Origin of the sequence: Corynebacterium vitaeruminis (assembly GCF_001054325.1) — a bacterium.
GTDB classification, from domain to species: Bacteria; Actinomycetota; Actinomycetes; order Mycobacteriales; family Mycobacteriaceae; genus Corynebacterium; species Corynebacterium vitaeruminis_A.
The window spans coordinates 146,105-158,187 of sequence record NZ_JVVM01000025.1 but is presented as its reverse complement, the minus strand read 5'-3'; the positions used below and the strand labels follow the sequence as shown (position 1 = coordinate 158,187).

Genomic DNA, 12,083 nt, shown 5'->3' with positions numbered 1-12,083 from the left:
GCCCTCATACGTTACCTATGCGTGCACCGCGCCTTGCAGCTCCCTAGCGCAGTTCAACGCGTTCGGCCTTCTTCGCCTGTGAGCGGCGGTAGAGCACAATCGTCGGCAGAGCGATGAAGATAGCCAACAGCGCCAACGTCGCGCCACCCAAGGCCGGTGCGCGGTAGCCATAACCGGAAGCGATGACCCAACCACCGAGCGCGGCTCCGAATGCGTTGGCCATGTTCAGTGCGGCCTGGTTGAGAGCTGCCGCCAGCGTCTGTGCGCGACCGGCGACATCCATCAGCCGAGTCTGCAGATTCGGCACCAATACCGATCCCAACAGACCGATAAGGAGGAAGTTAACCGTGCCCAGCACAGCATTCTGTGAGGTGAAGTAGAAAGCACTGAGCATAATCACCATCAGCACCAGCGCCACCATGATGCCCCACTCCCCGATGCGGTCGGAGAGCCAACCACCGATGTAGGTGCCGACCACCATGCCGATGCCGTAGGCCATCAGCACAACCCAGATGTGGTTTTCGCTCATGCCTGCTTCGCGAGTCATGGTCCAGGTGATGTAGGTGTAGACCGCGAACATACCGCCGAAGCCGACAGTGCCGATCGCGACGGTCAACAGCACCTGCGGTGTCACCAGCGCCGAGAGCTCATCCATCGGGCGCGTCTTGGGCATACGGTTCATGTGCGGCACGGCGAACCACAGCGAAACCAGCGCAATCAGGCCGATGACCGCGACAAATGCGAAGGCACTGCGCCAACCGTAAATCTGCCCCAGCACCTGCGCGGCCGGCACGCCAATCACCGTCGCCACAGATAGCCCCACGCCTGATAGCGCTACCATTTTGCCGCGTTGCCCCGGCTTCGCCAGGGAGGCCGCCACCAGACCCGCTACCGAGAAGTACGCACCGTGCGGCAGACCGGCGATGAAGCGGGAGACCATCACGGCTTCAAAGGAGCCCAGGGTGCCCGCCCACACCGTGGCACCATTGCCCACAGTGAATGCAGCCATCAACAGCAGTAGCATGCGCCTGCGCGGGATGGAACCGGTCAGCACTGTAATCAGAGGCGCGCCCACGACGACGCCGAGCGCGTACATCGAAATCATGCGCCCTGCGGCATCCTCATCGCGTCCAAAGGCGTCAGCGATGTACGGCAGCAGTCCCATGGCCACAAATTCGGTAACTCCGATGCCAAATGCGCCCACCGACAGCGCCACAATCACCAAGATTCGGCGTACATCAGAGATATCGTCCTGCACCGGGACAGGACGACGACGCGAGCTGAGCGTTCCCACACGACGTACACGCACATTGTCGTCGTTGTGTGTTACTACTTCGCTTGACGACGTCATTGCGACCGTCTCCTTTTCTCTATCTACGCCAGTTGGTTGATTCTTAGAGCCCTCGGCTTTTCACCTCTGAGACGATATGGCGAAAATCGAGAGGGAAGCTGCAAGGGAAAAATGAGACTCTACTCCCCAACACAAAAATTTCACCATTTTAAACCGCCTCTTCCTGGGTAATTGTGTGCGGAATTACATCGACGGCCATTAGCGGCAGGAACTCACTCAGTCCTCTTAATACTTTCTGTACGAGGAATTATTCGCCGGGGCACCCCAATCCTTCCGACCACCACCGAGTTTCTACTACCGAGCTTTCGGGGGTCTTCGATGCCGATTCACTACCTACCCGGTAAATTGTTTTAAAGAATATTTTGAACTGCAATACGGATAGGATTTTGATCCCCTATGGCCGACCGCTATAACCTCTACGAGTCTCTGAAGCTGGATAGTGCAGCCAGCACCGAGGAACTCCACTCAAAGCTTTCTGGTCAACTCTCGGAGCTGCGTGACGCTGGTGTCGCAGAGTACTCCGGCGAGTTCCAGGAGAAGTTCACCGCTCTCCAGGTGCTTGGTGATGAGGGGCGTCGCCGCGAATACGACGCCTTGCTGGCCGATGAAAACGCGACCATCTCCATTGCGACGCTGCGCGAGCTGGCAAGTCGCCCGGCATCTGCTGCGCAGGAGCCCTCGTTTCAGCCGCAAGCCCAGCAAGCGCACTCCCAGCAACCACAGGCACAGCAGTCTCAAGCACAGCAGTCCCAGTCTCAGGCCCAACAAGCACAGTGGTCCGCCCCAACTCAGACCGGCCCTGCAACGGTAACCACCACGGCGACCATAGATGTACCGCCACTACCCGCAAATGCCACACTGCAGAACATGTGGCAGCGTATGCCACTTATCCCTCGAATCACCACCGGCTTGGTCGGTTTTTCAACTCTGATTGGCATCATCACAGTTCTGTACGCAATCAAGCTCGGCATCCAGGGCGCCAACGATCTCGACAGCCTAGAGTCATCGTTGGGCGATTCTTGGGACGACATCGGCTACATGTTGGGCGCTGCTGCCGCCCTCATTCTTGTTCCAATCCTTCTAATGCTTGGAATGATGCTTGTTACCTTGACCGCATACTGGATTCACTCCATCCTCCGCGGTGAAGACTCAACGACACCAATCTTTTTCTGCGTCACCGTGGCACCGCTGGCGTTGACTATGACTATCGTCCCCATCATGTTCTTGAACTCATGGGTTGACGTCGTCCTCTTCCTTGCAGGTGCCATGCTAATCGCCGCTTGCGTTCTTATGTTCCTCAAGGACATGCGCGCATGGTTCCGCGGACAGGCCTTGGTCAAGACTACCCAGCCAGCTCCTTCACAGGGTTTCACTCCGCAGTACCCCCAGGCCCAGAACAACCAGGGCTTCCAGTTCGGTCAGAATAATTCTCCGAACAATCCGCAGAACTAACGAGGCTGCCCTGAACAACCGCGCCGGTGTGCACGACACCCAGCGCGGTTTTTTTATTTAAGAGGCCTGGGCGCGGGGACCGTCGTAAAGCGAAAATAGAATGGAAAGCGACGAATAAGCGACAAACAAGCGCCAAATAATTGAACATTTCGTGACTTGTCTCACATAATCGCGTTATTCATATCACTATCACTGCTTTTACGCTATGCCCCTGCCCGACCCAAGAATCAAAACTGGGTTATCGTGGAACAAAACAGATAGGAGACATGAATTATGGCGACAATTATTTGGACCCGTACTGACGAAGCCCCTCTGCTGGCAAGCTACTCGCTGAAGCCCATCGTGGAGGCATTTGCAAGCCAGGCTGGTGTCAATGTTGAAACCCGCGATATCTCCCTCACAGGCCGCATTCTGGCTCAGTTCCCGGAACGCCTTTCGGACGAGCAGAAGGTAGAGGATGCACTGGCGGCCCTAGGCGAGCTGGTCAAGGAGCCAGACGCCAACATCATCAAGCTGCCGAACATCTCTGCATCCGTCCCGCAGATTAAGCGTGCTGTCGCAGAGCTGCAGGAAAAGGGCTACGACATTCCGAAGTACAAGTCGCAGCCAGAAGGCGAAGAGGAGACTGCTGACCGCGCCAAGTTCGACAAGGTCAAGGGCTCTGCTGTTAACCCGGTTCTGCGTGAGGGCAACTCCGACCGCCGCGCTCCGGAGCCGGTGAAGAACTACGCCCGCAAGCACCCCCACCGCATGGGCGCTTGGTCTGCAGACTCCAAGACCAACGTTGCCACCATGGCCTCCAACGACTTCCGCCACAACGAGAAGTCCGTGGTCATGGCGGAAGATGACAAGCTGACCTACCAGCTCGAGTCCAACGACGGCCAGATCATCACCCTGAAGAAGGACATGCCGGTCCTCAAGGGCGAGATTATTGATGGCACCGGAATGAACGTCCACATTCTGGACAACTTCCTCCGCGCTCAGATTCGTCGCGCAAAGCGCGAGAACATCCTGTTCTCCGTGCACCTGAAGGCCACCATGATGAAGGTCTCTGACCCGCTGATTTTCGGTGAGGTCGTCAAGGCCTTCCTGCCATCTGTTTTCCCGAAGTTCGAGTCCAAACTGGCTGCTGCCAACCTGACTCCGGACTACGGCATCGCTGCCATCCTCGACGGCCTGCACAAGCTGGACGGCGCAACCGCTGCAGCCGTCAAGTCCGCAATTGAAAAGGACCTGAAGGACGGCCCGGCCCTCTACATGGTGAACTCCGACAAGGGCATCACCAACCTTCACGTTCCGTCCGACGTCATCGTTGACGCCTCCATGCCGGCGCTGATCCGCAACGGCGGTAAGGGCTGGGGCCCGGATGGCGACGAGTGCGACACTCTCGCAGTTATCCCGGACTCCTCCTACGCTGGCGTCTACCAGGCTGTTATCGAGGACTGCCGCGCCAATGGCGCTTTCGACCCAGCAACCATGGGCTCGGTCCCGAACGTCGGCCTGATGGCTCAGAAGGCTGAGGAGTACGGCTCCCACGATAAGACTTTCCAGGTTCCGGTTGACGGTGTCCTGCAGGTCATCAACTCCGCTGGCGAGGTTCTGATTGAGCACCACGTCGCCGAGGGTGACATCTGGCGCTCCTGCCAGACCAAGGACGCTCCAATCCGCGACTGGGTGAAGCTGGCCGTTAACCGCGCTCGTATCACTGGCGACCCGGCAGTGTTCTGGCTCGACCCGCAGCGCGCGCACGACAACAACCTGATCAGCAAGGTCAACGAGTACCTGGCAGATCACGACACCGAAGGCCTGGACATTCGCATCATGGATCCAGTGTCCGCTACCAAGTTCTCCCTCGAGCGCATCCGCCGCGGCGAGAACACCATCTCCGTGACCGGCAACGTGCTGCGTGACTACCTCACCGACCTGTTCCCGATTATGGAGCTGGGCACCTCCGCTAAGATGCTGTCGGTCGTGCCGCTGATGGCCGGTGGCGGTCTGTTCGAGACCGGTGCAGGCGGTTCCGCCCCGAAGCACGTCCAGCAGGTTCAGGAAGAAAACCACCTGCGCTGGGATTCCCTGGGTGAGTTCCTGGCATTGGCCGAGTCCCTGCGCTACGCCGCTGAAGATGACGACGACCCACGTCCGCGTGTTCTGGCTGAGGCCCTGGACAAGGCAACCGCTACCCTACTCGACGAGGGCAAGTCGCCGTCCCGCAAGGCTGGCGAGATTGACAACCGCGGCTCCCACTTCTACCTGGCTCTCTACTGGGCACAGGAGCTGGCCAAGCAGGACGAGAACTCCGAGCTGAAGGAAGTTTTCGCACCAGTTGCCAAGGCTCTCACAGAGAAGGAAGAGTCCATCACCAAGACCCTGATTGATGCCCAGGGTTCCCCGGCTGACCTGGGTGGCTACTTCCTGCCGGACGATGAGAAAACCTCCGCGGTTATGCGTCCGTCCGCTGAGTTCAACGAGATCATCGACGGTCTGAAGAAGTAGGACTAGCTGCTTGCCGCTGGCTGGTCCTGGCCAGTCCTGGCCAGTCCTGGCCGAACTAGCTGGCCGGTGATTTCAGGCGATAGCCCCTCGCTCATGTTGCATTTGATGCACATGATGCGTGGGGCTTTTTCTGTGCCCTGACCTCCATCCCATCCCTGACGGTTTCCGGACTGTTCGTTCATACACAGCCCCAGCTTGGCCCGCCCACGCAACTAATCACACCACACAACCAACCAACCCAATCCGTACTAAGCGGGCTATAGCACTCTCGACACAGCTACACACACCCCCTTACCTTGGGTTTTTCCAAAATTTTGCAATAGACAGCTTGGTTCACTATTGTTTGTAAGCAACGTTTTGAACAACCTCAAAAACCGCAAGGAAGTATCTGAAATGACCACCAAGTACGACAACAGCAACGCCGCTGACTGGGGCCTGTCCACTCGCGCTATTCACGCCGGCTTCGCACCGGACGCACAGACCTCCGCGCGTAACCTGCCGATTTACAACACCTCCTCCTACGTGTTTAATTCCGCTGAGCACGCTGCCAACCGCTTCAATCTCTCGGATGCAGGCCCGATTTACTCCCGCCTGACCAACCCGACTGTGGATGCTGTCGAGCAGCGCATCGCCAGCCTTGAGGGTGGCGTCGCAGCCGTACTGTTCGCCTCCGGCCAGGCAGCTGAGACCGCTGCTGTTCTCACCCTGGCTCGTGCGGGCGACCACTTCGTCGTTTCGCCGCGCCTCTACGGTGGTACTGAGACCCTGTTCAAGGTCACCCTGCCGCGCCTGGGTATCGACTGCACTTTCGTCGAGAACCCGGATGATCCGGAGTCCTGGCAGGCAGCAGTTCAGGACAACACCGTCGGTTTCTACGGCGAGTCCATTGCCAACCCGCAGATCGACATCCTGGATATCCCAGCAATCTCTGAGGTTGCACACCGCAACAACGTTCCGCTGATCGTCGACAACACTGTCCCGACCCCTGCTCTGCTGCGCCCACTCGAGCACGGTGCCGACGTCGTGGTTTCCTCCACCACCAAGTTCCTGACCGGTAACGGTTCCTCCCTCGGCGGTGTCATCGTCGACGGCGGCAAGTTCGACTGGACTCAGACCCGCAACGGCCGCTCCATCTTCCCGAACTTCACCGAGGCCGACGAGGCTTACCACGGTCTTAAGTTCGTCGACCTGGGCGCCCCGGCCTTCGCGCTGCGTGCTCGCGCTGGCATTCTCCGCGACACTGGTGCTACTCCGGCTCCGTTCAACGCGTGGGTTCTGGCGCAGGGCCTCGACACCTTGTCTCTGCGCATCGAGCGCCACAATGAGAACGCCAAGGCTGTCGCTGAGTTCCTCGAGAACCACCCGCTGGTCGCCAAGGTCAACTACGCTGGCCTGCCGAGCTCCCCGTGGCACGAAACCCTGACCAAGCTGGGCCTCTCCGGCGCCAGCGGCGTGCTCTCCTTCGACTTGAAGGATGCCGACACCGCCAAGGCTTGGAAGTTCATTGACGCTCTGAAGCTGCACTCCAACGTCGCCAACATCGGTGATGTCCGCTCGCTGGTTGTCCACCCGGCCACCACCACTCACTCCCAGTCCGATGAGGAGGGTCTGACTCGCGCCGGTATTTCCCAGGCCACCGTGCGCCTCTCCGTCGGTATTGAGAACATCGATGACATCATCGCTGACCTCGAGGGCGGCTTCGCAGCACTCGCCTAGACCGTTTGTACACAGACGCATTGCGGACTAAGTAGTCTATAAGGCATGAGCTTTTCCCCATCTACCCCGGCCGCCCTCCCACCCGAGGGCGAGCCGGGGCATGTCTTTATCGGCGATGTCACAACCGAGGCTGGCGCGATCATTCCCGACGTCACCGTCGAGTTCGAACGTTGGGGCCGGCTTAACGACGACTGCTCGAATGTCATCCTCCTCGAGCACGCTTTGACCGGTGATGCCCACGCTTCCGGCCCCTCGGATGAGTATCATCCGACTGCGGGTTGGTGGAATGGAATGATTGGCTCCGCCCGCGCACTGGATACCGACGAGTACTGCATCATCTGCACCAATGTCATCGGTGGCTGTCGAGGTACAACTGGCCCCTCCAGCCCACATCCGGACGACGGCAAGCCCTGGGGCTCTCGCTTCCCCGCGCTCTCCGTGCGCGACACGGTGACGGTGGAGCACCTGGCGCTACAGGCGCTGGGAATTTCCCGTCTCGAAGCTGTCATTGGCGGTTCCCTGGGTGGGGCTCGCGCGCTTGAGTGGTCACTGATGCTCCCTGATTTCGTCGGCAAGGCATTGGTGATGTGTGTCGGCGCACGTGCGTCTGCTTGGCAGATAGGTATTCAGTCTGCGCAGATTCAGTTCATTGAGTCCGACCCCAATTGGCATGGTGGCGATTACTACGACCGCGGCGTGACCCCGACCCGAGGCCTGGGTTTTGCACGCAGGGTCGCGCATTTGACGTACCGTGGCGAGCTGGAGATGGATGATCGCTTCGGCGCGGCAGCACAGCCTGGTGAGAATCCGCTGGGCCCGATGCGCACGGAAGACCGCTTCCAGGTAGAAAGCTACTTGGATCACCAAGCGAAAAAGCTTGCTCAGCGTTTCGACGCCGGGTCATATGTCGTGCTCACCGATACCCTGAATCGGCACAATATTGGCCGTGGTCGCGGTGGTCTCAATGAAGCGCTGCACTCATCGACCGTGCCAACCATGATTGCCGGTGTGGACACGGATATTCTCTACCCCTTCCACCAGCAGGAGCACCTCGCCCGCAATCTGGGCAATTGCATGGGGCTAGAAAAGATTGAATCCGCCGTGGGCCACGACGGATTCTTAACGGAGTTCGAGCGGGTGGATTCGATTGTGCGTGATTTCCTCGCTCGCGATGTCAGCTAATGTCAGCTAGCTTCCCAGCGCATCCACGCTGACTGCGAGGAATACAATCCCCATCCCGACTATGGAGCAAAACCATAGGTCAAAGGCCCGGGATCGTACAGAGAACACGCCTAGAATGCTGTCCGGCAGGTACTGCCTAGCCACGCCGAGCAGCATCATTGTGATTCCCAGCATGAATGTGGCGCGTCGCCATCGCTCCAGCCCCAGGAACACGACGAAGGCAGACATGCCGAAAAAGAGCGCGCCATAAATCGTGTACTGCACCCACATTGGCCACGATGCCCCCGGCGGCGGGGTCTTCGGGCTATGCGGGTTCAGCATTGGATCCGGCAGATCTTCCCGCCGGGCACGCTGCGCAATTTCCCTTTTCGACATGACTTCTTCCTCCTGGCTGGCTAGGCCAGGCCAGCGAGCTTTTCAGCGCGCTCGACGACATTGCGTACGAGGAAAGCGCGAGTCAGTGGGCCGACACCACCTGGGTTTGGGGATACGTAACCGGCAATGTCCCAGACGTCATCAGCAACGTCACCGGCCAGCTTGCCGTCGACACGCGAAACTCCCACGTCGAGTACCGCAGCGCCCGGCTTGACCATGTCTGCAGTGAGCATGTGCGCGACGCCGGCGGCTGCGATGATGACATCCGCCTGACGGGTTTCAGCGGCCAAGTCCTTGGTGCCGGTGTGACACAGCGTCACGGTGGAGTTCTCGCTGCGGCGGGTGAGCATCAGGCCGATTGGGCGACCGACGGTGACACCGCGGCCGATGACGACGACCTTTGCGCCATTGAGCTCGACACCGAAGCGACGAAGTAGGTGAATGCAGCCGTTCGGGGTGCACGGCAGCGGTGCTGGCTCATTGAGGACCAACTTGCCCAGATTTACCGGGTGGAGGCCATCGGCATCCTTGTCCGGATCAATGAGCCCCAGAATACGGTTTTCATCCAAGTGCTTCGGCAGTGGCAACTGAACAATGTAGCCAGTGCACTCCGGGCTTTCGTTCAGTTCGGTGATTACTGCCTCGAGCTCTTCTTGCGTGGTGTCAGCTGGGAGGTCACGGCGGATAGAGGCGATACCAATCTGCTCACAGTCACGATGCTTCATCTTGACGTAAGAGTGGCTGCCTGGATCATCGCCGACCAGCACGGTGGCCAGGCCCGGAGTGTGGCTGGCTTCCTTCAAGCGCTCAACGCGCTTTTCCAGGTCTTCAAAGATTTCGTCTCGGTAGAGTTTGCCATCAAGCTTTGTCGCTGCCATGGCATTTATCTTAGGCACAGAAGCGGATAATACCCAGAACCGTCTCTTAACCGCCCTTGGGTTCTGGCCCTACTTGCCACCCACAAAGCCCTGCTGACGCCAGACCTCATAGGTAGCCACAGCGGCAGCGTTGGAAAGATTCATGCTGCGACGAGCAGGCAGCATGGGAATTCGGACTAATTGTGTTATTCGCGGATCATCAAGCACTGACTGTTCCAATCCGGTTGGCTCTGGGCCGAAGAGCAGCACATCAGTGTTGGTGTACTCGATGTCTGTGTGCCAAGTGTCAGCGTGTGCGGTAAAGGCAAAGATGCGGCACCCTTGGCTGGCAAAGGTCTCCAACGCTTGATCGATGGAATCGTGAATACGCACATCGGCCAGGTCATGGTAATCCAGCCCGGCGCGACGCAGATTCTTGTCATCGAAGTTGAATCCCAGTGGCTTGGCCAAGTGCAGCATGGCTCCAGAACCCGCACACATGCGGATGGCGTTTCCTGTGTTCGGTGGGATGACAGGCCGGTCAAAAAGCACGTGACAGGTGTGGCTCTTAATCCAGTCTGTGGAATCGGTTGCCCCGGCGTTGGTGGTCCCGGAATCGGTTGTCCCAGGGGTATCGCTATTCGTTTCTTCCGTCAGTTCTTTTTCCACTGCTTCTTCTACTACTGCTCGTTATTGGTTGCTGCTGTCACTGTCGTACCGGGCACTGCATCACACACGCCATGCTCGGAGAAAAACGCGATGATCGTGTCACCGATGAGTGCCCGGCTCCTCGGCTTCGAGAACTTATGCCCCTCTCCCTCAACCACCAGGAAATCAGTGGGCACACCATAGGCGTCCATGGCGTTGCGCATCTGACCGGACTCGCGCGGGGGCACGTTGGTATCCCACTCACCGTGGATGAACAGGGTTGGAGCCTTCATTTCCTCCGCGCGGTGCAGTGGCGAGATGTCGCGTAGCAGCTCAGCATCCTGGTACGGGTAGCCGTATCTAGGGAAGGCAGCCTGCGCCAACCAGGGTTCGGTGGATTGGTAGTAAGTTTCAAAACTTGTCATTCCGCAGGCATCGACGATGGCAGCAAACTGATTCGGGTACCACGCCGAGGCCAACAGCGACATGAAGCCACCGTAGGATCGACCACCCAGCGCTATGCGCTCTGGATCCGCCAACCCGGCATCGACGAGGAAGGAACGCGCCGCTGCGATATCCGCAATAGCGGCGAAGCGCCCATAGCGGTCGCCCGCATGCTCGAATGACCTACCGGACCCGGAGGAACCGCGCACGTTAGGAGTGAACACCACGAAACCCGCCTCCACAATGCTGGCGAGAACATCGTGGTGGATGGGTTTTGCCTGCAGTTCTGGACCGCCGTGGATGTGGATGAAAGCCGGCGGTAGCGCGTTTCCGGAACCGTCATTAGAGCTATTGCGCACCGACTCCGGAAGATAGAGCCAGCCGGAGAGCTCCAGCCCATCGCGGGAGACGAAGTAGACCAGCTCTGGCGCTGGCATGGTCTCCAGGTTTTTCTCTTCCAGAGCCAAAATTCGTTCGGTGCGTTCCATATCCAATGGCTCAATGACGCCACCGATATTGCGCAGAATCTCCACCGTCGGCGCGAGCCCTGGCCCTTCTACGGTCAGGGAAATCAGCTCACCGTCACCGGAAATTGACAGCTCACGGGCAACCATGCCCGGCAATTCCACATTACGGCGCACCATCACCCGTATATCGTCGGTCTGCGGGTGGAGGCCAAGAGTTAGTACCTCGAGCGTGCTGACCCCGCCGCTATTCCACAGCACAGCCGCAGTGGAGGAATCCTCGCTGATGACGAATTCTTCGACGTCCTGATCCGGATTACCAATAAACTCCTCGACATCGACTTCGATGCCGACCTTCATATCCAAAATCTCCGCTGCGGCCGATTCCGCAGTGCGCAGCTCAGCGGTGCTGGTACCGCTATCAGGAGTAATACCCAGGCGCAGGATGCGACGCTGTTCCGCGCCATGATCCGAGAGCACAAATGCGGTCAGCTTCTCCTGCCCCGGATGTGCCAATAAGACACCGGCATCCGTGGTGGAGCCAGGATCAGACGGCAACAGCGGCTGCCACTGCTGCCCCGGCCCGACTAGCAGTAGTTCACGGTGGCCACGCGGCCCCACCCGCACGAGGCCAAACCCGCCTTCAGCCGCCACCAGTTGGCTATCGGTGCGCCTATCAATGACCTCATACTTTGAGTTCGTCGGGTTGACCAAACGCGCATAGTTAATGCCCTGGGCATCGACCGCGTTCATCGCGAGCAGATCGTTATCCCATTCCACCAGTGTGGCCCGCATATCCGCATCCATGCGCAGGGGGCGGGCACCGTCGACCTCCGGGTCGGTGGATACCAGCCAGGTCTGTAAACGTTCCGTACCGTACGGAGAGACCTCGCAGGCAATCCACTTTCCATCCGGGGAGTGCAGCACCCTGGTGACCGGGCCTTCCACCGGCAGTTTCACAGGGCGCTCCTGCCCTAGCCCCTCCGGAGTAATCTCCTGCTGTACTGCATGCGGGTAGCCGCTATCGCGGACAATGAAGGCAATCGCACTCCCATCCGGTGCTAACGAGGATTCATAGGTCTGGCGCATGACAATCCA

At 59.0% G+C, this 12,083-nt stretch carries 9 protein-coding genes; 4 read left to right on the top strand and 5 right to left on the bottom strand.

Annotated elements, in window-relative coordinates; translation table 11 throughout:
- Positions 1-43 precede the first annotated feature (43 nt).
- The gene (locus ADA16_RS08180) at positions 44-1,351 is read right to left on the bottom strand and encodes an MFS transporter (protein ID WP_053084308.1); all 1,308 of its coding nucleotides are present in this window, start codon (positions 1,349-1,351) and stop codon (positions 44-46) included.
- Between the two features lie 396 nt (positions 1,352-1,747).
- On the opposite strand from ADA16_RS08180, the gene ADA16_RS08175 reads away from it, so the two are divergent.
- The 4 genes from ADA16_RS08175 to metX all read left to right on the top strand — a co-directional run bounded on the left by ADA16_RS08175 (position 1,748) and on the right by metX (position 8,197).
- On the top strand, positions 1,748-2,803 hold the full coding sequence (locus ADA16_RS08175) for a hypothetical protein (RefSeq protein WP_048760772.1): 1,056 nt from the start codon (positions 1,748-1,750) through the stop codon (positions 2,801-2,803).
- A 273-nt stretch (positions 2,804-3,076) separates the two neighbouring features.
- Positions 3,077-5,299 (top strand): NADP-dependent isocitrate dehydrogenase, encoded by a 2,223-nt coding sequence (locus tag ADA16_RS08170; protein WP_048760771.1) that lies wholly within the window; start codon positions 3,077-3,079, stop codon positions 5,297-5,299.
- Positions 5,300-5,692: 393 nt separating this feature from the next.
- The gene (locus ADA16_RS08165; RefSeq protein ID WP_048760769.1) at positions 5,693-7,015 is read left to right on the top strand and encodes an O-acetylhomoserine/O-acetylserine sulfhydrylase; all 1,323 of its coding nucleotides are present in this window, start codon (positions 5,693-5,695) and stop codon (positions 7,013-7,015) included.
- Positions 7,016-7,060: 45 nt separating this feature from the next.
- Entirely contained in the window at positions 7,061-8,197 is a 1,137-nt protein-coding gene (gene metX / locus ADA16_RS08160) for a homoserine O-acetyltransferase MetX (protein WP_048760768.1), read from the top strand.
- A gap of 6 nt (positions 8,198-8,203) precedes the next feature.
- Here metX and ADA16_RS08155 read toward each other — a convergent pair whose 3' ends face one another.
- The 4 genes from ADA16_RS08155 to ADA16_RS08140 all read right to left on the bottom strand — a co-directional run bounded on the left by ADA16_RS08155 (position 8,204) and on the right by ADA16_RS08140 (position 12,074).
- Positions 8,204-8,572: a DUF3017 domain-containing protein gene (locus ADA16_RS08155; protein WP_048760766.1), complete on the bottom strand. Its 369-nt coding sequence runs from the start codon at positions 8,570-8,572 to the stop codon at positions 8,204-8,206.
- Between the two features lie 20 nt (positions 8,573-8,592).
- A complete protein-coding gene (locus tag ADA16_RS08150) occupies positions 8,593-9,450 on the bottom strand; it encodes a bifunctional methylenetetrahydrofolate dehydrogenase/methenyltetrahydrofolate cyclohydrolase (RefSeq protein ID WP_048760764.1) in 858 nt (285 codons plus the stop codon).
- 69 nt (positions 9,451-9,519) lie between these two features.
- Positions 9,520-10,002 carry a tRNA (cytidine(34)-2'-O)-methyltransferase gene (locus ADA16_RS08145; RefSeq protein ID WP_048760994.1) on the bottom strand — a complete coding sequence of 161 codons (483 nt, stop codon included), beginning with the start codon at positions 10,000-10,002 and terminating at the stop codon, positions 9,520-9,522.
- Positions 10,003-10,109: 107 nt separating this feature from the next.
- Positions 10,110-12,074, bottom strand: coding sequence for an alpha/beta hydrolase family protein (locus ADA16_RS08140; protein ID WP_048760763.1), 1,965 nt, complete (start codon positions 12,072-12,074; stop codon positions 10,110-10,112).
- Positions 12,075-12,083: the final 9 nt, after the last annotated feature.

Excerpts from the sequence above, each read along its gene's own strand:
- metX (WP_048760768.1), top strand. The coding sequence starts at position 7,061 with ATGAGCTTTTCCCCATCTACCCCGGCCGCCCTCCCACCCGAGGGCGAG.
- ADA16_RS08165 (WP_048760769.1), top strand. The coding sequence starts at position 5,693 with ATGACCACCAAGTACGACAACAGCAACGCCGCTGACTGGGGCCTGTCC.
- ADA16_RS08155 (WP_048760766.1), bottom strand. The coding sequence starts at position 8,572 with ATGTCGAAAAGGGAAATTGCGCAGCGTGCCCGGCGGGAAGATCTGCCG.
- ADA16_RS08180 (WP_053084308.1), bottom strand. The coding sequence starts at position 1,351 with ATGACGTCGTCAAGCGAAGTAGTAACACACAACGACGACAATGTGCGT.
- ADA16_RS08170 (WP_048760771.1), top strand. The coding sequence starts at position 3,077 with ATGGCGACAATTATTTGGACCCGTACTGACGAAGCCCCTCTGCTGGCA.
- ADA16_RS08140 (WP_048760763.1), bottom strand. The coding sequence starts at position 12,074 with ATGCGCCAGACCTATGAATCCTCGTTAGCACCGGATGGGAGTGCGATT.
- ADA16_RS08150 (WP_048760764.1), bottom strand. The coding sequence starts at position 9,450 with ATGGCAGCGACAAAGCTTGATGGCAAACTCTACCGAGACGAAATCTTT.
- ADA16_RS08175 (WP_048760772.1), top strand. The coding sequence starts at position 1,748 with ATGGCCGACCGCTATAACCTCTACGAGTCTCTGAAGCTGGATAGTGCA.